Below are 19,572 nucleotides of genomic sequence, written 5' to 3'. Positions count from 1 at the left end.
CACGAGGTCAGGTCGACCCCGATCCAGGCATCGTACGTGAAGGGGCTGCAAATCTCATCTGCTGTCGAAATGCAGCCGCCGCGATACACCATCTTCTGGGTCGGGCGAGCCGACCCCATAAAGGAAGTTGCGCCCTTCATGCCAGCTCTTACGGTTACCCATCGAGGACTTGCAGCGGCGCCGACGTGTCTCGTTTTCGACGTCGCTACACGACTATTGAACTTCACCCGCTGGAAACCATCAGCGCATCGAGGGTTTGCGGCGTGATAGTGCCGGTCACGTCGAGGCCGCGAGCCTTCTGAAACTTTCGTAGGGCCGAGCGCAGCGCCGGCCCGACCACTCCATCAACTGCTCCCGAGTAGAGGTCCTGGGCCATCAGCGCGATCTGGACCCGGCGCACAATCGACGTGAAGCGCTTCGTTCTTCCTGACAGCACCGGTAGCCCGTCGGGCGGCGGCGCTGCTGCTCTGGTTTCACGTGCGAATAAAGGCTGCACCGCTGGTGCGGGCTCTGGCGGAGCTGACGGCGTGGGAGCTGGTGCGACGTACGGCGTGGAATAGGTCGGTGTGCTGTCGTAGCTCGGGCTGTACCCGCCGCCGGACGACGAGCGATGGCTGGTATGGCTGTAATGACCGCCGCCGCCACTGCCCGAGCGGTGGCTCGAATGGCTGGAATGACTGCGATGCTGGGCAAGCGTAATTGCGTGATCCTGTGAGAATCGACGCAGGAGGGCGCCCCCTTGTGGATCATCAATAGCCCTCGTCGTGGCTTTGGAGAATGCCTGCGCCAGTGCGTCCTGCTGGCCAGAGAAGCCAGCCGCGAGCAGGCTCGACACTAGGAACTTAGTTCGTTTCACAACGGCCTCACAGTCAACCGTGCCTCCTCATCGGGATGCCATTCGAAGAAGCCGGAGCATTTCGTCTGCTCACGGCAATCGCTGCACGCCGGCGCGAACTTGCGCTTCCAGTCGGAGATCGAAGCGATCGCAAGGCTGCGATATGCGGCAGGAACCGTGCAGCGAGGAAAGTTAAATAGCTGCGCTCTCACGCCGTGCAGCTGAGCCCGATCCAGCGCTTCCGCGATCGGCCCGAACCGCCCGCTGTGGTCGAAGAAGAGGGTGGGCCACCTGTTTTTTGCGAAGCCGACATGTTCAAGCTGCATGATCGACCATGCTTCGACGAAGCGAAGCCTTGACGATACGTAACCAGCGAGAGCCGGTAAGCCACCGACGTTGTCGTTCATCACTACCGTTCTCAGTTCGATCCGCGCCCCAGCCATCGCAAGGTGGGAAAGGCCGTCTTCGAGTTGTGCAAAGGCGCCGTCCTTGCCAACCAGAAGGTCGTGAAGGGCAGGTTCGGCGGAATAGAGCGGGATCCCCCAGCTGACGCGCCGGTACTTGGGAGCGCCAAGCCGCTGGATGTCAGCCGCCGTAAAATGCTGACCATTGGTCAGAACGTGGAAGCTCAGATCCGCGCGAATGGAAAGCGTCCGCTCCATCAACGTGAGAAGGCGCTCCTTGTACAGCGTGGGCTCACCCCCTGAAATCCCGATGAGCATGCCTTCTGGGGCTAGCAAACACGCCCGCTCGAGTAGATCGAAACGGTCGACGTGCGTCTTCTTCGGTGGCTGAGAGCACATGACGCACAGCTGATCGCAGCGCTCGGTCACCAACAGCGTGTTCGTCGTCGACTCGGCTCGGAGCAGACGTTCGATGCGGCGGCGGGCCGGATCTACCAGCACCACCTCACCTTCAAGCTGCCCAGGAGGTATGCCCTCAATAGCAACTATGCCGAACGCGCCGCTGAACAAGCCTCCTTCGGCGTCCCCGTCGATAAGCACCGCATCGTGCGGGTCGAAGGCGCTGGCCGTACTGCGAAGTCGCGTCACATAAGGCCTCTCGGCGTCGGCAGTGGCGGGACGGATGAGTTCGATCATGACAGTCGCTCCCCGAACGCCGAAGGCGTGCCCGGAATTCGAAGCCACCGTCCCAGGGAGTGTCTCACAGCCTCGTCGTCCGAATATATAAGCTCAAAGGCGAAATCGAAGAGATGAAGGTGTCGGCGACAGAAGTCGGTTTCGCGCCTGGGCAAATCCATTCGTCCGTAGCGTGCAAGATCGTCCACTACGTCGCGTCCGCAGAAGGGCTGGAAGGCGCAGCGCATGCAGTCCGGGTCGAACTGGTTCGTCACGCCCGTGTTAAACAGATCACGCGCTGGGCCGTTCCATCCGTCAGTGACGCTGCCAATCGCTAGATCAACGACACCAGAGCGCGCGAGCATTCGGGCCTCATCCGTGGGATAGACGGTGCCGTCGTGATCCACGACGATATAGTCGACCCCCATCGGGTTCGGGTTGCGCAGATCGACATGTCTTTCGAGGCCGGGCTGAAAGATCCGTCTCAAAGCGATGCTCAGGTAGGTCTCTTCCAGCACGCGACCGCGGTCCGACCAATTGCGCTCGATCAGGCGCCGGACAAAGCGTTCGTAGTATCCGCGCCAACCATCATCCTGTTCGCGCGAGGTGGCATGCCGTTTCCTCGCGAAACCCTGATAATTGATCGGGCGCAGGAAGATACTGTCCAGACCAAGCGTGACGTATGCATCAATCAGGTCGTCGATCTCGGGCGGCGAGGTGGGATCGATCGTGGGTAGAGCGGAGATTTTCCGTGGGCCGTGACGATCCGTTAGCGAACGAAGATTGGCGAAAAAGGCATTCGTAATCTCGAACGTGCCCGTGCGGTTGCGCGAGTGAGTGGCGGCATCGCCATCGAGGGAGGTGCTGATAAGCACATCGGGACGGTCGAAGATCGCCATGATCTCATCGTCGACATGCTGAAGGTTGGTGCAGACTACGAATTCGACCTGTTCAAACCGCGCACAACGCTCGATCACCGCGCGGATGAGGTCTGGTCGGAGCGTAGGTTCCCCGCCCTGGAACTCGATCTTGAGCCGCGGCGTCTCGAGGCGGTCAATCATGGTCAGGACTGCGGCTAGCGTCTCTTCGCTCCAGTCGAAGCCCTGGCGCTTTTCGGCGACCCGCGACACCTGACAATAGCTGCACGACAAGTTGCATCGAAGGGTGGGGACCAGGATAAGATAGTCCAGCGTTCCAACGGATGCGATGCGATCAGCCACTCCGCGCGTATGTGCAGTCGCGCCGAGTAAGTCGCCTTCCTCGATCAAGAAGCCGCCTGATCGGAGAAAGGCCCGGTCGCTATCCGATATGCGCTCGTCTGCCAGCCGTTCCAGAAAGTCCGACGATCCGACAAAGAAGCGTCCGGCGTCACTGACCGCAAGCGCGCTTCCACGACCTGTCGGTCGAAGGCGGAGCGGTACGAAGCTCAAGCGACCAGCAATGCGAGGACGGCTTGGCGGTCTGCGCTAGCTTCTGCGACGAGGCGTTCATTCAGCAGCCACACGCGCCAGCAATGTCGTGCTTCGGCCTCGTCTTGAGCACCTGAGATCATCACGTGGCGGCCCTCAACCTGGGCTCGAAGCGTATCCGAGACCATGGCCACGCGTTTCGCCGCTTCGGCTTCGTACGGAGCGTCGCGCATCGACAGCTCCATCAGAACTTTCACCATCCCCACGCCGTCCCCACATTCAAATCAGTTCGAAATGCTATGAGCGAGTATATGCTACGGCAAGTCTCTAATTCTTAAATAAAATTCCGATTGCCGATCAGTGCGACAAGGTTAAGCTCCGCGAAGGACAACTCGGGGGAAAATCTTGGTCGAACGCAGGCCCGTGCGGCTGTCACCCAAACCGTCGGTTATCTCTCCGGCTGGCACAACTCCGCCGAAAAAGGCCGGGAATAACGGTTGGCTGATCCTTGTCGTGGCAGTTGCGCTGCTATTCGGCATTTCAAAATGCTCGTCATCGACGGGCGTTTCGACTTCAACCACGCCCGTTGCCGAGGACGTGGGTAATGCTCAGGAGGCGTTGGTAACTGCTGTGGAAGCGCAATCACCTCTGCCGCCCCAACCGCTGAGCCCCGCAGGCGTTCGTCAGGGCGCCTCACGCGTCTCCATCGCTGCGAAAGAAGAACTCGCCGGTGAGATGATCTACAGCCAGAACTGCTACGATTCCGTCGCACGAACCTTTAGCTGGCGAAAGCTCGACGAGTGCGGGGGCTTCGACGCGGAAGCGAGCTCAACGCTCGGCGACGGAGAACCAGTCGGTGCGGAGAAGGAGCTGGCTTGGTTCGATACCGAAGCAGCGGCCGGGCGGTATCTCAAAGCTGCCGTCGCAGCTGGACTGGATACCGACGCCGCGGACCTCCGCCTCTCGGCCCTGCAGGCCAAGGTCAACGCACAACACAAGGGGAGACCAGAAACTGCGCCGTCGCTCCCATCGCCGACCGGGGAGCCGGACGATCAGTCCGCACCCGCCGACGAGGAAGAAAATACGACAGCTACTGCCTGACGCTAGCGTTTCAACAAATCCGGTCGAGCCAAGCGAAGCACGGCTGAGATCAGCTACGCGGGCGGCAATCTGTTGATCGATACGCCGCTTCCGATCGACGCGAGGGCGGATCGCGGTCGAAGCACCGGCCATCTATATAATTTCATCTGCTGCGACAAAAGCAGCCATCGCCGCGAGATTAACGAATGGCAGAAGTTGGGGAGCGACAAACAGGAGGCGAATGTCGCTTTGTGGGTCGCGCCAGTGGGAAGCTGGCGGCAGCTCTCGACCATATTACGACGTTCACTGGCGTTTCGCCAATGTCAGGATCGGACAGTAGCGGCCGCCCGAGGTTCACGAAACTGTCCGCCGGTACTCGCCGAGTCCCGATCGTTACTGTCAAAGTATAAGAGCTTTGAAAGCCTGATTCTGACACGTGGTTCTGATACCTCCGAACAGTCGGAAAACCGCGCTCCGGACAGCGGTGTCAAAACCGACCGGTTTTGACCCAATTGCAGGTGGCTTAGGTTGATGGATGCGGTTGCGCGATCCCTCTGGCTGGACAATGCTGGCTAATGGGAAGTGCTCGCCGCAAGCGGTAGTCCATCGAGCTGAGTGGAGGGTTTAAGTGAACGATTCCGGGACTGATCAAAGCGATTTCGAACGCGTCTTTAACCAAGCCTATCAGGATGCCATTCCCGACTTCGACGGAAGCGTGAACATCGCGCTGGTTGGCAAGGTCAGCGCGGGAAAGTCGTCGCTCCTAAATGCGCTATTCGAGCGCGAACGTGATGACCCGATCGCAGTTGTTGGCTCACGCTCCGGGATAACTACCGCAATCTATCCCTATCAGTTTGAAGACAAGGTGCTCATTATCGACTGTCCTGGTCTCAGCGACGTGCGACGGGAGAACAGCGAACTTACTAGGAAGTTTCTCGCATCCATTGACATGGGCGTCTTCGTCGTAACCGGCTCCGCGGACGCAAGCCAGAAGGAGAGCTATGACGAGCTAAAGGCTTCCTGTAAAAACACTATCGTAGTTCTGAATAAGGTGGATGAGTGGGATGATCTGGAGGATCACGCACTCGACGGCGTGATGGAGCAATGGAAAGACGCTCTCCAAGTCGACACCATTTTTAAGACCTGCACCAAGGGATATGACCCTGGGCTTCGGAAAACCGCGCCTATGGATATTCGTGGGGTCGATAGTGTCCGAGATGCGATTCTTGATTTTTTGAGGCGGGAGAAGAAGGATCTTCTTCTCGCCCGATTTCTCAAGAGCAAAGATAAATACGCGACCTCGATTATAGCGATGGCGATCGTCGCTGTTGCCGGGGAGGCGTTCATTCCGGGTAGCGCCGCCTACATCACCGCGACGCAGGTGATCGCGATAACGAGCCTGAACTATCTGTATACGGGACACATTCTGGATAAGGGTTCGGTGCTACGACTACTTCCAAGTTTCATAGGCGAGTCGTTTGGTACGACCGCTTTCCTGTGGGCCAAATCTTTCTTTCCCCCGACTTTAGTTCTGGATGTTGCCGCAGCAGGTATTGCGGTCGTCATCACCTTTGCCATGCTGGCCGCAGTGAGATGGCTGCTTGTCAACGGTGATTCCTTAGAAGACCGAGAGAAGCTAAAGGCGGCGTTCAAGTTCTTCAAGATAGTCGGCACTGAACTTAAAGGTATGAGTATTAGCGACTTGAAAAACAAAGCTGCGGTACTCAACCTGATCGGTCGTTTGTTGAGGCGGGCCGTATCCTCCGCCGCCTAGCGACGGCTATACAATCGGCCCCGACTTCAACGACGATCGCCTCATGTTCGCTGGGTTAGTAGTCAGTTGGCACGGTAATGTTTGCTCCCCCTCCATGGTTTTAGTGTCACAACCGAACGGTTGTGACACTTTGAAGGCCCGATCTTGACTGCGTGGTTCCCGGAATTGCCCGGACATTTTCCACCAATCTTTCGTCTGACCGAGCTTCAATGTCGTCGTCCGGGATAACCGCTCTTAGCCGACGCCGTCTTCCAAGGTGGCTGGGTCGAAAGACCGGAATGTCCCACTTTTTGCCCTCCGATGCCGGCTTTGGTGGCCGGTCTAGCGACCGTCTGGCTAAGCTTAACGAGCGTCTGAAGTTGGGAAAGCCGGGGAGGGCATTGAACGGCGACTTATGGGTCGTCTTGCCGCCGGGTAGCAATGCCGCCAAGGTTTGGTACCGGCGGGTTTAGGCGGGCTATTGGCTGTCTCTCGCCTCGTCAAACGCTGACCGGTTGCCTTCGATTTCCGCGATGTGCGCGCCGGCCCAGTATCCGAGTTCTCGGATCGGATCGGCCAACGATCGGCCAAGAGCGGTGAGGGCGTACTCCACCTGAGGCGGCACGGTTGAGTGGACCGTGCGGGCCACCATGCCATCGCGTTCAAGCGCACGCAGCGTTCGGGCGAGCATCTGTTGGCTAATGCCGCCGATGGTGCGCTTAATGTCATTGAAGCGCCGCGGCCGCTCCGTGAGCGTCATCACAATCATGACGGTCCACTTGTCGCCGATGAGGCTGAGAACACCGCTGAACCGTTTGCATTCGACGTGAATCGGCTCGGGGGTGGTCAGCTCCATGTGACTAGGTCCTGCGAAAATGCCTTCTTGGCGGGGGGCTTGAGGTTACATAGCTGGTCTAGGTCACTTTTCCAGACCGGAGCTGAGCCTATGAACATTCTGCACATCGATGCCAGTGCGAGCGAAAGCGCTGTCTCGCATACACGCCGCCTCTCCAGTGAACTCGTCGAGCGGCTCAAGACCGCCAATCCCGACGCAACAATCGTGTACCGCGACCTCGTCGCCAACCAGCTTCCCCACGTGGACATGACGATCCGGCATGCCTGGACGGCCGAGAACACCGGCGACACCAAGCTGGCCGAAACGATGAGTCGATCAAAGGCGCTGGTTGACGAGCTCAAGGCGGCGGACGTGGTGGTGGTCGGCTCGCCCATGTACAACTTTACGGTGCCCTCGACGTTAAAGGCGTGGGTCGACCATGTAGCGATCGCCGGGCAAACCTTCAGCTACACGGCCGAGGGGCCACGCGGCTTGCTGAGCGGCAAGGTCTATCTCGTCCTCTCATCGGGCGGAGTTTATTCCGAAGGACCGTTCGCCGCGTACGATCATCTGTCGACTTACCTCGAGGCGATCTTTAACTTTCTTGGCATCCTGGACGTCGAGGTGATCCGGGCGGAAGGCATCGCTTACGGACCGGAGCAGGATCAAGCCGCGATGGCGAGCGCCGCTCAAAAAATAGAGGCGATTGCTGCCTGACCAGGTCGACAGCGAAATCAGCCACGGAGATCGGGCCGTGGCTGGCCACCCGATTGGAACTTTTGAATAGATCTGCACAAACGGCCGGTTCTGAAGCGCAGCGAGTCCATCGTGGAGGACGGGTTCTGGGTCATTCGGCTATCGGTCCTCAAAAGGTACACCATGATTAAGTTCACCAGGAACAGTAACGCGAGCGCTCGTGGGTAGGTGTCAGGTATCGTCCGCCGGTTCGCAACCGAGCGGTTTTTGGATCGTTTGATTGTATGAAGGAGAGCAACGGTGGTGACCGCCCCGCAAGCCGAAGAGCCCGGTTTTGAAGCCGACGTCAACGAACTACCGGACGGCAACAACGGGCCAGAAGATACCCTTGAGGATAAACCAGTCGCCGACGAACAAGAGCCAAACGATCTTGAGGAAGCGCAAAAGGAAGGCGCGGAGGAGCGAGAAGAGGGCGGCTTATACTGAAATAGGCATGGAGACGACGTGGGTCTGGATCGTAATCCGCTCCGGACCATTGACCAGTTGAATTGCTAACTTGCTTCGACGCTAAAGCGCCACGTCTGAAGTCGTCAGCAGGATCGGTGGCTCATCACCAATGCGTTTAACAAATTCACTCTGGGCGACGCGGTGAATGTCGCTTTCGAACTCGATGAAAACCTCGACCGCAGTTTCTGGTTCAATTCCTTCTAGCGCCGGGTTCGGCATTTCGGCTAACGCTTCGCTGGTGATCAGAAACTCGACGGGACCAAAGTCGGTCGTGCCGGTGAAGCCGATGCTATCACGCTCCGCCACCCAATATCCGTCACTGCGCTCCTACCGGACGCTGAATTTCACCATAGTAATTACTCCTCTACGGTTGGAGTAGACGGCAAATGCTCGGCTAGGGCCGTGATAGCTTCGCCAGTAAACGTCGTACTGGAAACCCCTTCGATCTGAACGGCATGATCCGTGGTCAAGATCGCCGCTTCCCTATGTTCAGGGTCCAGCCTGAACCAATCCCGCACGGCTCGCTCTAGGTTCGTCACTTCAGCGATATCGGTGTCACCGCGGGGCACGTTTTCCAACGACGCGCTCATTCGCCAGTTGATGTCCGGGGTCTTGGCGCTTTCGCCCCATGTCGCTTCTGTCATTGTCAGTCACCTTTCGGGGTTCAAAGGCTAGAATAGCACAGGTGATCGGGCATGGTCCGCGTCCGCTGTGACCAAGCCTTCAACCCGCATCAGCTGCGAGGGGTAGGGCGCAACCACGTCCTTCAGATCGTCCCAGGGTGCGGTCAGCCAACGGTCGTAATCCTCGTCGTGTAGGATGACCGGCATGGCCTTCGGGTGGATGGGGGCCACGATCGTGTTCGGCTCCGTCGTCAGGAAGCCGTAGGCGTTGCCACGCTCTGTCGGACGCCAGATGCCTGCAAAGGCGAAGACTGGGCGGCTGGGCACGTCAAACCAGTGCAGCGGCTTCTTGCCGTCTTCGCCGGGCACCAACCCATATTCCGAAAAGGCGGTGACCGGGACCAGGCAGCGCCGCGCCGGTGTCGTCAGCATCGATCGCCAGAAGCTGGAGTTCAGGTTCCGCACGTTCGTCACGTACTTCGTTAGCTTAACCGCAGGGTCGCGCGCGCTGGGGACCTGCGTTGGTACGCCCCATTCCATCCGCTCAAGCTTTCGCTCCGCGCCGTCTTGCACGATCACCTTGCCGTAGAACGGGGTCTTTTTGCCGGTCGGGAAGATGTCACCAACGGGGTATTCCTCGTCCTTCTCATAAGGAGGTCGGATACCGAAGGTGACTGCAAGGTCGACCTCTTTTGCGGTCATACGATACCGGTTGCACACGAGCCTGTTCCTCGGGTTGGCGCCGACGAGACCGCTCGCCGACGCACACGTCTTACATCTTGTCCTTCAGCCCCTTGGCGGCTGTGAACGCAACCTTCTTGGAAGCCGCGATCGTGATCGCCTCACCTGTGCCGGGGTTACGGCCTTCGCGCTCCGGACGGTCCTTGACCGTGAACTTGCCGAACCCGGGAATCGAAACTTCCTCGCTCTTCACGGCTGCGGCTGCGATCTGGTCGAATACGGCGGTGATCGCCTTCTTTGCATCGGCCTCGTTCGAACCGGTCGCTTCGGCGACGCCCTTGGCCAGGTCACTTACGTTCATGCTATTCGTTCTCCATTGGAAACACCGGCGGGACCTTAGCCATGGCGAACGACGAGACAAAGACCGTACTGGACGACACGAGCGTCTAGGCTGTGCGGCTGATGCTGGATAAGCTCGCTGATCACGATGTCGCCGAAGTCTATGAGGCGACCGCAGGGCGGGGACCGATCGCCGACCTTGCAGCCGAAGCGATGCGCGCCCGGAACATCGTCTCTAGCGGCTGGCGATGCGTTCTCGGGTGACGCGGGGATCCTCGTAGAGATCGCGGATCGCACGGAGCCGAAAGACATTCCACCAGCGTTGCCAGCGATGCTCGGCTGCATCATGAATCATGTGGCAGCGCTGACAGAGTGCTTTGAGGTTCGAAGACGCGCTGTTGCCCGGATCATGATCGAGGTGCGCGCAGGCCAGGACGACATATGTCACCCGGACTGACGCCAACACAAACCCGGCCTTCATCGAAATACGCTTGCCCCGGTCCGACCGCCAGCAGCGGACATCGGCATCCCACCAGCGTCCGTCGCCGAGATGGACCACACGGCGCAGATGCGGCCGGCCACATCCCTCGCACTTGGCCCCGGCACGATCGAACCGGACGGTCTGCGACAGCTGCCGCCAGTCGATCGGGTAGAGCCAGCGGTTCTCGGGGCGGATCGGCATGACGATTCTATGAGTCACCCACCGGCCAAACGAAAGCGAATTATTCGCCATTTGTTGCCGCTTCGTATTTTTTTCGTTCCCCTTCGTGCGCCGAGGGGAAAGGCAGGGCACCTGCCCGGATTGGGACGATCAAAGCGCTTGCAATGTAGGACTTGGTGACGGAACATAAAGAGAACGAGTAGAGTCTTAGACCATGATGTCCCCCGCCCCCGAGTCCCTTGCTACTAGCCTTGCCCACCTGCGGACGATTGCCACGCCGGTCACCGACTACCGCGTGCTGCCGTTCGGCGTGACTGCGATCGACAGCAGACTTGGGGCTGGAGGCTTGCGTGCCGGCGCGCTTCACGAGGCGACGGCGCGTAGCGGATCACTGGTGGATGATGCCGCAACCACACTGTTCCTTGCCGGTATTGCGGCGCGCGAGGCCGCCAATGCCAGCGGTCCTGTTTTGTGGGCGACGTGTCGCACCGACCTCTACGCGCCGGCTTTGGCTCAGGCAGGCCTTTCCTCGTCTGATGTTATCTATGCTCAGCCCTATGATGACGCGGCATTGCTCGCTGTAATCGAGGACGCGGTTCGCGACGGGACCCCATCGGCGATCATCGCGGAAGCCAGCAAGGTCTCGATGGTCGCAACCCGCCGCCTGCAGCTGGTGGCAGCGGAAGCCGACATGCCGGTGCTGTTGCTGCGTCGTCGACGCGGCCGTGATCAAGATCCTTTCTCCGAACCGTCCGCCGCGCGGACGCGCTGGCGGATCGGCTCCGCGCCTTCGGTGCGGCTGGAGGTCGCGGGTGTAGGACGCGCCAGATGGATGGTCGAACTGGCGCGGCAACGCGGCGGTGAGGGCTTTTCCCTTATACTGGAGGGCAGCGATGAGACGGGTCGTCTCGCTGTTCCTGCCGAACTTGGCCATCGAGCGGCTGAGACGGTTGGAACGGCCCGCTACGCGGTCGCCTGAGCGGCCCGCCTTGCAACTGCCAGTCGACGACGATCCGGGTGCCTGTTCGGTGCCACGGGGCGGCGGTTGGCGGCCTGGCGCCCGCTGGGCGCGCAATGGTGCGCAATCACGTGAGGAAGTCGCGGCGCAGATCGCGGCGCTGCCGGTTCATGCGCAGCCGCCCATGCGCGAGCTTGGCCGGCGATCGGAAGCAGCGAGCCATCCGTACAAAGCTGCAGCACCTGCTCTACGCACCTTTGCGCCACTGGCGCTGCCAGTTGAGCACGCACCGCTTGCGCTGGTCGGTACAGTCGGACGACGCGAAGAGGTCGTGCACGCCTGCACCGGTGCTCAAGCGCTCGGCATCCACCCCGGCATGGCCGCCACCCATGCACGCGCGCTGGTGTCGGATCTGGACTTCCGGCCAGCAGAGCCTGAAGCCGACGCGGCGCTACTCGATCGCTTAGCGCTACTGGCGGTCCGTCGCTGGTCGCCGATCGCGGCAGTGACGCCAGCCGATGGGCTCTGGATCGACCTTGCCGGCTGCGAACACCTGCACGGTGGGGAAGAGCGGTTCTGCCGTCGCCTGCTCGCCTTCTGCCGTCGCACAGGCTTCACCGCCCGCGTGGCGGTTGCCGACACACCAGGCGCTGCACACGCTCTGGCGCGATTCGGCTGGGACGATCTGACGCGCGTCGAACCGCGTGGCACGGTCGAGGCGCTCAGCCCGTTACCGATCGCAGCCCTGCGCCTGACGCCCACGGCGTTAACCGCGGCGCGTAAATTCGGCTTCGAGCGGATTGCGGATCTCCTGCCGGTCGCACGCGGACCGCTGGCGCGGCGACTTGGTCTACCAGCGATAACGCGGCTCGATCAGGCCCTGGGCGGGATGGCAGAGCCGCTCACGCCGCGCGAGGATGCCGAGGTGCCGGCCGTCGAGCGTCGGCTGCTGGAGCCGATCAGCACCGCCGAGGCGATCGAGCAGGTCATGGGCGACCTCCTGCGCGACCTCGCGGAGCTGCTGCAGGCCAAGGGTCTTGGCGCCAGATCGTTGCGCCTGACTGGCCTGTGTGTCGACGGCAGTGAGCAGATCGTGGCGGTCGGCACATCCCGGCCGACACGCGAGGTGACGCATCTCCTGCGGCTGCTAAGGCTGCGCATCGAGCGCATTAACCCGGGCATGGGCCTCGAGCAGTTTTGGCTGGTGGCCCCGCACACCGAGCCGCTCGATGCGATCGACCTTGGCGCTGTCCTCGCCGGTGAGACACTGGTGCGTGACCGGTCGCGCCTGGTCGACCTGATCGCCGGACGGATCGGGGGGCATGCCGTCTTCCGCATAGCGCCCGTCGAAAGCCATGTACCCGAGCGAGCCGTTGTCCGCTCCGACCCAAACCTGGTGCCGGGAAGCTGGCCGAGTTGGCAACGCCCGATCCGTCTCTTCGCGCATCCGGAGCCTTTGCACCGGGTCATGGCGCTGATGCCAGACCAGCCACCGCGTCGGTTCGACTGGCGCGGCAAGACGTACAAGGTCGTCGCGGGCGACGGACCTGAGCGGGTCCACGGCGAATGGTGGCGGCGCGACGCCGAGGTCTGGGCTGTCCGCGACTATTACCGCGTCGAGGACGAGGCTGGCGGCCGCTACTGGGTATTCCGTCGCGGTGACGGCTTCGAGGACGACACCGGTGATCTGTCCTGGTGGATGCACGGGGTCTTCGGATGACCCATTATGTCGAGCTTCAGGTGCTGACGCACTTCTCGCTGCTGCGGGGTGCATCCAGTCCGGACGAGCTGTTCGCGGCCGCGGCCGTGCTTGGCTATCCATCGATCGGCGTCAGCGACATCGGTACCGTCGCCGGCGTCGTGCGGGCATGGGAAGCGCAGAAGGCGACCGGTGTCCGCTCGATCGCCGGCACGCGCGTCGATCTGTCCTGCGGCCGGCGTCTGCTGCTCTACCCGATCGATCGATCGGCCTGGTCGCGGGTTACGCGGCTGCTGACCGTCGGCAAGAAGCGGGCAGGGAAGGGTGGTTGCCTGCTGCACTGGCATGACCTTGAGCCATGGTCTGAAGGCGTCGTTGCGATCTTGCTGCCGCACGAGGCGAACGAGGAGAGCCTTGCGGCACTGGCCGATCTGAAGGCAGTCTACGGTCGTCGCGGCTACATGGCCTTGTTCCAGCGACGCCGACCGGGAGACGCGGTCCGCATCGATGCGCTTGCTCGACAGGCGGGCGGTGCGGGCGTGCGCGCCGTCGTGACCGGCGACGTGCTGTATCACGCACCCGACGCACGGCTGCTGCAGGACGTGGTGACCGCGGTGCGCGAGAAATGCACCGTCGACGAGCTTGGCTATCGCCGCGAGGTCAACGCCGATCGCGCGCTGAAATCACCGGACGAGATGGTCCGGCGCTTCCGCGCCTATCCCGACGCGCTGCAGGCCAGCGTCGACATCTCGCGCATCTGCACCTTCGACCTTGGCGAGCTTCAGTATCAATACCCGCATGAGAAGCTGATCGATGGCCTGACGGCGCAAGAGGCGCTCCAGAAGCTGGCGACCGAGGCGGTCGAGCGGATGTTCGACGGCGACGTACCGCAGGCCTATACCGACCAGATCACGCATGAGATGCGGCTGATCGGCGAGCTTGGCTACGCGCCCTACTTCCTAACCGTCTATGCGATCGTCCGTGAGGCGCGCCGGCGCGGGATCCTCTGCCAAGGTCGGGGCTCGGCCGCCAATAGCTGCGTCTGCTTCGTACTCGGCGTCACCTCGATCGACCCGGTGAAGCATGAGTTGCTGTTCGAGCGCTTCGTGTCCGGCGAACGCCGCGAGCCACCCGATATCGACGTCGACTTCGAGCATGAGCGCCGCGAAGAGATCATCCAGTGGATCTACGAGACCTATGGTCGCAATCACTCCGCGCTGACGGCGGTCGTCACGCGATACCGGGCGCGCGGAGCGGTTCGCGACGTCGGCAAGGTGCTAGGGCTGCCGGAAGACCTCACATCGTCACTGGCGGGGCTAGTCTGGGGCTGGTCAGCCGATGGCGTTGGCGAGAAGCAGGTCGAAGAACTCAATCTCGATATCGGCGATCGCCGGTTGCGCCTGACACTGGAACTGGCCCGCAAGCTGATTGGCGTGCCCCGCCACATGAGCCAGCACCCTGGCGGGTTCGTTCTGACCCATGATCGCCTTGATGACCTGGTGCCGATCGAACCCGCTGCCATGGAAGACCGCCAGATCATCGAGTGGGATAAGGATGACATCGACAGCTTAAAGTTCATGAAGGTCGACATTCTCGGCTTGGGCATGCTCGGCTGCATGAACCGCGCCTTCAACATGCTCGAGGCGGACAAGGGGCTGCGGGTCGGGCTGGCGGACCTGCAAGACGACGATCCGGACGTCTACGCCATGATCTCGAAGGCCGACACGCTCGGCACCTTCCAGATCGAAAGCCGCGCGCAGATGTCGATGCTGCCGCGGATGAAACCGCGCCGCTTCTACGACCTCGTGATCCAGGTTGCGATCGTGCGACCGGGTCCGATCCAGGGCGACATGGTCCATCCCTATCTGCGCCGGCGCGAAGGACTGGAGAAACCGGAATATCCGCGACCCGAGCTGCGTGCGGTGCTGGAAAAGACCCTCGGCGTGCCGCTCTTTCAGGAGCAGGCGATGAAGGTCGCGATCGTCGGTGCCGGCTTCACGCCGGCCGAAGCGGATCAATTGCGCCGCGCGATGGCCACCTTCAAGGTCACAGGCGGCGTGTCGCATTTTTCGGAGAAGCTGATCGAGGGCATGGTCGAGCGCGGCTACCCTCGCGACTTCGCGGAGCGCACCTTCCGCCAGCTCGAAGGTTTCGGGTCCTACGGCTTCCCTGAGAGCCATGCAGCCTCGTTTGCCAAGATCTCCTACGCTTCCTCGTGGATGAAGCATCACCACCCGGACGTGTTTTGTGCATCACTGATGAACGCACAGCCGATGGGGTTCTATGCGCCGGCACAGATCGTTCGCGACGCGCGTGACCATGGTGTCGAGGTTCGACCTCCACGCGTCAACGCGAGCCGCTGGGATTGCACGCTAGAGAAGACAGGTGGGCGCTATCTCGCGGTACGGCTCGGCTTGCGCCAGATCCGCGGCCTGTCGAACGCGGATGGCGCAAAGATTGTCGGCGCGCGTGAGCTGACGGCCTTCGAGAGCGTGGAGGACGTCTGGCGGCGATCGGGGGTGCCGCGCGCCGCGATCGAGAAGCTGGCCGATGGCGACGCCTTTCACAGCTTCAGCGTCGATCGCCGACAAGGTCTGTGGAAGGTGAGGGGACTAGGTGACGCACCGCTGCCGTTATTCGCCGCGGCCGATCGCGTGGCCGAGACTTTCAGCGCAGAAGGCATCGAGCCGGACGTGGCGCTGCGGCCGCTGACCGACGGTCGCGAGGTCATCGAGGATTACCGCGCTCTGCAGTTATCGCTCCGCGCCCATCCGCTGACCTTCGTGCGCGACGATCTGGCCAGACGCGGCGTCACCAAATGCGCTGACCTCGCCAACATCCGCGACGGTCGCCACGTGGAGGTCGCCGGTATCGTCCTGGTCCGTCAGAAGCCGGGGTCTGCCAAGGGCGTGCTCTTCATCACGATCGAGGACGAGACCGGGATTGCCAACGGTATCCTTTGGCCGGACCGCTTCGAGGCGCAGCGGCGCACGATCATGTCCGCCTCGATGGTCGGCATGAAGGGAAGGGTCCAGAAGGAAGGCGAGATCCTCCATGTGATCTGCGACCGGATCATCGACCACGGCGACCTGCTCCACCGGGTGGGCGACATGTCGTTCCCGCACCGGACCGGCCGCGGCGATGCTGGCCAACACCCCGGCTCCCCCGACCGCGGCGACAAGGGCTGGAAGCCGGAGCCTCGCAACAGCTACTGGCCACCGCACGCGGAAGGCATGGATCCGGAGGAGGTCGTGCGGTTCAAGTCGCATGACTTCCATTGATCCCATGTCCACGCTGCCAAGGCATCAGCGCGTCGTGATTGCGCTGTCTGTACATATTCTGCGCTGTGGCGTTTCGCGCTGTTCTGAAGCACGGGTTGATGTTCCGGAGATCCGGCTGGCGCTCAGATGCCTGCTGCCGCATTGCCCCGAGAAATGGCCGCTCGCTCTCTACTGGGACTCAGGATCGCAGACGAACGAGATCGGACGCGCCCAGGGCGTCACCGCGGCGTTCAACGGTATTGTCCGCCAGCTGCGCCGCGCAGGCTGTTATGAAGAGGTGACCGAACCGTGAGTATGCGACTACCGCGAGCAGCCATTGCTCGCGTTCCCGACGGCACGCGGATCGTCAGCGTTGAGCGAATGTCGCGGGCTTTTACCAAATACCATCTGGATGACGGACGCACACTGCACTGGTTCAAGATGGAAGAGCCGCATGCGACCCCGCATGATCACCCCTGGAGCTTCGACACCGAGATCCTTGATGGCGGCTATGTCGAAGAGGTGTTCCGCTTGGATCCAAACGGCGGTTGGCACAGCGAACTGGTTCACCGACTCCTTGGCGAAACCTACCACGTCGACGCTGCGCACATTCACCGCATCGTGGAGCTGCCGACGGGTGAGTGCTGGACGCTCGTCCGCGCAGGTCCCCACACGCGGGAAACCCGGTTCTGGCGGTTCGGAGACATCGTTCAGTCCCGGGCCTGGCATGAGCGACGGTGGATGCGCTTGGGATAAGCCGTCACAGCGAGAGCCAGTCCACCGCGACGTTCAAGACGGCGTTGGCCGGGGAAGGGCATCGAGCGCTGCTGATACCTGCAGGCGCAGATCGTCATCCCGGGTAATTTCCAGCATCGCGCTAAGGCTGCTGCGCGCGCCGGCCACATCGCCTGCGACCAGCTGAAGTCTGGCGCGCTCCCACCAACCATGGGCGTGCGTGGGCGCCACGATCGTCATACGGTCGTACAGGACCAGCGCGCGTGCGGGATCCCCGGCCTGCTCGGCACGGGTCGCCTGGTTGAGCAGCAGGCGAACGAGCGCCGACCGGTTCGACAGGGGAAGCATCCCGTCGGAAAACCGGGTCTGGCCCGTCATCTGCTCGAACAAGGCTTGCACCTGTTCAGGGGCGACGATGCGACCATCGTTGAAGGGATCGATGATCAGCGCATCCGACGCGTCGCCAAGGCGCACCAGGACGTGCCCGGGGGTATTGAGCGGCATTGCCGACCATCCGAGACGTCGTGCCATCGCCACATAGAGGATCGACAGACTGATCGGCAGACCGAGCCTGCGATCGACGACCGCGATCAGGTCCGCATTCTGCGGATCGTCATAGTGTACGCGGTCGCCGGAGAACCCGAACTCTTCAACCATCACGCTGCTCAGGGCTTGGGCCTGAGCGATACTACCTACTGCGTCGCCGTCAGCAGCGCGCAGAGCTATTTCCATGTCGGTGAGCTCGTCGAGATATTCATCAAGATCGATACCGGGATGATCGAGCACTGCGAGTTCCAGGGCGGCCAGATCAAGCTCGATTTCGCCGTCTTCCATCAGCCCGAGATGAAGAATGCTATTGGTCATGAGCCGTTAGATGGGGGGCTGCTTCGATCGTTTCTATGGCAACGTCCGGGTAAGCGGCCCGGCGTACCCCGCGTCACGTGCGATCCCAACATGCCGATGCGCCGATCCACCCGAAAGCCATGATTACGATCTTGGATCCTGCAGACATCGATACCTGGCTGCGCGGATCGTATGACGATATCGTTCGCCTGCACAAAACCCTATGACCCTGCAAGATGACCGTCTGAGAGCCTGTCTTCGCAACCCGCAGCAAGGAACGGTAGCGTTCGGCCATCCTCGGCAAGCAACTACGACTGCGCCGAACGATCCATTGTGCACGCTACGCGTTGTGCGACCGTAACAGGGAGCCGAAACGATGACGCAGGATGACGAACGCTGGATGCGCGAAGCCATTGCGATCGCCCGATCGAAGGGTTCCGATCCCTCGACCTCGCCGCTGGGGTGCGTGATCGTCCTCGATGGCAAGGTTATCGCGGGCGAGCGCAACCAGACGAAGGAATTGCCGGACGCGACCGCGCATGCCGAGATGATGGCAATCCGACGGGCGTGTGAAAGCACGGGGGAGTTGGAACTGCGCGGTGCGACGCTCTACTCCACGCTGCAGCCCTGCGGCATGTGCACGATGGCGTCGATCTGGTCGAAGGTCGGCCGCGTCGTTTACGGGGCGGGCCGCGATGATGTTCATAAGATGTATTTCGAAGCGCAGCACGTCGACACGCTCGCGTTCATCGGCGACGCCTACCGCGATGACATCGTCATTGAGGGAGGGTGCCTTCGCGACGACTGCGCCAAGCTCTATTATGGTCCCGACGCTGAGCTACCAGTCGACGAGCAGGCCAATCTATAGGGCGCTGAGGCGGCGCTAAACCGAACGAAACTTACCCCTGAGTCGGTGCGTTGCGGCGTTGCCGGAGCAGGTTGCTTCGCGGCTATCCGCTCAGCGAGGACACTATCATGGGCCTGTTTTCCAAAGACATCGTGACGTTCGACGACCTGTTCCTGCATCAGCTGCAGGACGTTTATTACGCGGAAAACCAGATCACCAAGGCCTTGCCGAAGATGGCCGATAAGGCGACGGCACCAGCCCTGAAGCAAGGTTTCGAAACCCATCTGCGTGAGACGGAAGGGCAGATCACACGCCTTGAGAGCATCTTCGACCTGCTCGGCGAGAAGGCAAAGGCAGTGACCTGTCCGGCGATCGACGGCATCATCAAGGAAGCCAACGAAGTTGCTGGCGAGATCGAGGACAAGGCCGTGCTCGACGCTGCGCTGATCGCGTCGGCACAGGCGGTCGAGCATTACGAGATCACGCGGTACGGCACGCTGATCGCCTGGGCGAACCAGCTCGGCCGCGCCGATATCGCAGCGATCCTGAAAGAGACGCTCGACGAGGAATATGCGACCGACGACAAGCTGACGGCGATGGCAACGTCGAGCGTGAACGCAAAGGCGGAAGCAGTTACTGAGCAGCCCCCACCGGGTGGTCCGGGTAGATAGTTAGTGCATCGTCGCCTCCGCCGCCATTGCCGGGCGTAGGTGGAGCGAAGCGGAGCCGGAG

The 19,572-nt window shown here is 61.5% G+C and carries 22 protein-coding genes; 11 read left to right on the top strand and 11 right to left on the bottom strand.

Going from position 1 to position 19,572, the window contains the following annotated elements; genetic code table 11:
- Positions 1-223: 223 nt before the first annotated feature.
- From C8J42_RS19605 to C8J42_RS19590, 4 genes are read right to left on the bottom strand one after another with little or no spacing between them, the layout of a single operon-like run.
- Positions 224-835 carry a peptidoglycan-binding protein gene (locus tag C8J42_RS19605; protein WP_133021490.1) on the bottom strand — a complete coding sequence of 204 codons (612 nt, stop codon included), beginning with the start codon at positions 833-835 and terminating at the stop codon, positions 224-226.
- A 17-nt stretch (positions 836-852) separates the two neighbouring features.
- Positions 853-1,935: a His-Xaa-Ser system radical SAM maturase HxsC gene (gene hxsC / locus C8J42_RS19600; protein WP_133021489.1), complete on the bottom strand. Its 1,083-nt coding sequence runs from the start codon at positions 1,933-1,935 to the stop codon at positions 853-855.
- Entirely contained in the window at positions 1,932-3,344 is a 1,413-nt protein-coding gene (gene hxsB / locus C8J42_RS19595; protein WP_133021488.1) for a His-Xaa-Ser system radical SAM maturase HxsB, read from the bottom strand. Before hxsB ends, hxsC begins: the two co-directional genes overlap by 4 nt.
- Complete coding sequence (locus C8J42_RS19590; protein WP_133021487.1) at positions 3,341-3,583, bottom strand: hypothetical protein; 243 nt, start codon at positions 3,581-3,583, stop codon at positions 3,341-3,343. The genes hxsB and C8J42_RS19590 overlap by 4 nt, the downstream gene beginning before the upstream one ends.
- A gap of 145 nt (positions 3,584-3,728) precedes the next feature.
- Between C8J42_RS19590 and C8J42_RS19585 the strand changes: the two genes are divergently transcribed.
- Both C8J42_RS19585 and C8J42_RS19580 read left to right on the top strand, forming a co-directional pair.
- Positions 3,729-4,424, top strand: a complete 696-nt coding sequence (locus C8J42_RS19585) for a hypothetical protein (RefSeq protein WP_165895579.1) — start codon at positions 3,729-3,731, stop codon at positions 4,422-4,424.
- Between the two features lie 607 nt (positions 4,425-5,031).
- Complete coding sequence (locus tag C8J42_RS19580; protein WP_133021485.1) at positions 5,032-6,177, top strand: GTPase; 1,146 nt, start codon at positions 5,032-5,034, stop codon at positions 6,175-6,177.
- 457 nt (positions 6,178-6,634) lie between these two features.
- Here C8J42_RS19580 and C8J42_RS19575 read toward each other — a convergent pair whose 3' ends face one another.
- Entirely contained in the window at positions 6,635-7,012 is a 378-nt protein-coding gene (locus tag C8J42_RS19575; RefSeq protein ID WP_133021484.1) for a helix-turn-helix domain-containing protein, read from the bottom strand.
- 90 nt (positions 7,013-7,102) lie between these two features.
- Between C8J42_RS19575 and C8J42_RS19570 the strand changes: the two genes are divergently transcribed.
- Both C8J42_RS19570 and C8J42_RS19565 read left to right on the top strand, forming a co-directional pair.
- The gene (locus C8J42_RS19570) at positions 7,103-7,708 is read left to right on the top strand and encodes an FMN-dependent NADH-azoreductase (RefSeq protein WP_133021483.1); all 606 of its coding nucleotides are present in this window, start codon (positions 7,103-7,105) and stop codon (positions 7,706-7,708) included.
- 279 nt (positions 7,709-7,987) lie between these two features.
- Positions 7,988-8,173 (top strand): hypothetical protein, encoded by a 186-nt coding sequence (locus tag C8J42_RS19565; RefSeq protein ID WP_133021482.1) that lies wholly within the window; start codon positions 7,988-7,990, stop codon positions 8,171-8,173.
- An 81-nt stretch (positions 8,174-8,254) separates the two neighbouring features.
- Here the strand turns inward: C8J42_RS19565 and C8J42_RS19560 are convergent, their stop codons facing one another.
- From C8J42_RS19560 to C8J42_RS19540, 5 genes are all read right to left on the bottom strand, one after another.
- Positions 8,255-8,500: a hypothetical protein gene (locus C8J42_RS19560; RefSeq protein WP_133021481.1), complete on the bottom strand. Its 246-nt coding sequence runs from the start codon at positions 8,498-8,500 to the stop codon at positions 8,255-8,257.
- Between the two features lie 50 nt (positions 8,501-8,550).
- Entirely contained in the window at positions 8,551-8,838 is a 288-nt protein-coding gene (locus tag C8J42_RS19555) for a hypothetical protein (protein WP_133021480.1), read from the bottom strand.
- A gap of 27 nt (positions 8,839-8,865) precedes the next feature.
- Entirely contained in the window at positions 8,866-9,537 is a 672-nt protein-coding gene (locus tag C8J42_RS19550; RefSeq protein WP_279388773.1) for an SOS response-associated peptidase family protein, read from the bottom strand.
- Between the two features lie 52 nt (positions 9,538-9,589).
- Positions 9,590-9,859 carry an HU family DNA-binding protein gene (locus tag C8J42_RS19545; RefSeq protein ID WP_133021478.1) on the bottom strand — a complete coding sequence of 90 codons (270 nt, stop codon included), beginning with the start codon at positions 9,857-9,859 and terminating at the stop codon, positions 9,590-9,592.
- Positions 9,860-10,072: 213 nt separating this feature from the next.
- A complete protein-coding gene (locus C8J42_RS19540) occupies positions 10,073-10,519 on the bottom strand; it encodes a hypothetical protein (protein WP_133021477.1) in 447 nt (148 codons plus the stop codon).
- A 196-nt stretch (positions 10,520-10,715) separates the two neighbouring features.
- Between C8J42_RS19540 and C8J42_RS19535 the strand changes: the two genes are divergently transcribed.
- From C8J42_RS19535 to C8J42_RS19515, 5 genes are all read left to right on the top strand, one after another.
- Positions 10,716-11,477: a protein ImuA gene (locus tag C8J42_RS19535; protein WP_207897196.1), complete on the top strand. Its 762-nt coding sequence runs from the start codon at positions 10,716-10,718 to the stop codon at positions 11,475-11,477.
- Positions 11,392-13,176 carry a DNA polymerase Y family protein gene (locus tag C8J42_RS19530; protein ID WP_243644633.1) on the top strand — a complete coding sequence of 595 codons (1,785 nt, stop codon included), beginning with the start codon at positions 11,392-11,394 and terminating at the stop codon, positions 13,174-13,176. The genes C8J42_RS19535 and C8J42_RS19530 overlap by 86 nt, the downstream gene beginning before the upstream one ends.
- Positions 13,173-16,436 (top strand): error-prone DNA polymerase, encoded by a 3,264-nt coding sequence (locus C8J42_RS19525; protein ID WP_133021476.1) that lies wholly within the window; start codon positions 13,173-13,175, stop codon positions 16,434-16,436. The genes C8J42_RS19530 and C8J42_RS19525 overlap by 4 nt, the downstream gene beginning before the upstream one ends.
- Before the next feature lie 4 nt (positions 16,437-16,440).
- Entirely contained in the window at positions 16,441-16,728 is a 288-nt protein-coding gene (locus C8J42_RS19520; RefSeq protein ID WP_133021475.1) for a hypothetical protein, read from the top strand.
- A 68-nt stretch (positions 16,729-16,796) separates the two neighbouring features.
- Positions 16,797-17,171, top strand: a complete 375-nt coding sequence (locus tag C8J42_RS19515) for a hypothetical protein (RefSeq protein WP_207897195.1) — start codon at positions 16,797-16,799, stop codon at positions 17,169-17,171.
- A 33-nt stretch (positions 17,172-17,204) separates the two neighbouring features.
- Here the strand turns inward: C8J42_RS19515 and C8J42_RS19510 are convergent, their stop codons facing one another.
- Positions 17,205-18,014, bottom strand: a complete 810-nt coding sequence (locus tag C8J42_RS19510) for a transglutaminase-like domain-containing protein (protein WP_133021473.1) — start codon at positions 18,012-18,014, stop codon at positions 17,205-17,207.
- A gap of 355 nt (positions 18,015-18,369) precedes the next feature.
- On the opposite strand from C8J42_RS19510, the gene C8J42_RS19500 reads away from it, so the two are divergent.
- Positions 18,370-18,861, top strand: coding sequence for a nucleoside deaminase (locus C8J42_RS19500; RefSeq protein ID WP_107955984.1), 492 nt, complete (start codon positions 18,370-18,372; stop codon positions 18,859-18,861).
- A 107-nt stretch (positions 18,862-18,968) separates the two neighbouring features.
- Positions 18,969-19,511: a ferritin-like domain-containing protein gene (locus C8J42_RS19495; protein ID WP_133021472.1), complete on the top strand. Its 543-nt coding sequence runs from the start codon at positions 18,969-18,971 to the stop codon at positions 19,509-19,511.
- Positions 19,512-19,572 lie beyond the last annotated feature (61 nt).

The sequence above is a fragment of the Sphingomonas sp. PP-CE-1A-559 genome (genome assembly GCF_004340965.1).
Lineage (GTDB): Bacteria > Pseudomonadota > Alphaproteobacteria > Sphingomonadales > Sphingomonadaceae > Sphingomonas.
Note: the sequence above shows the minus strand (reverse complement) of the source record. Positions and strands in the feature narration are given on the sequence as shown.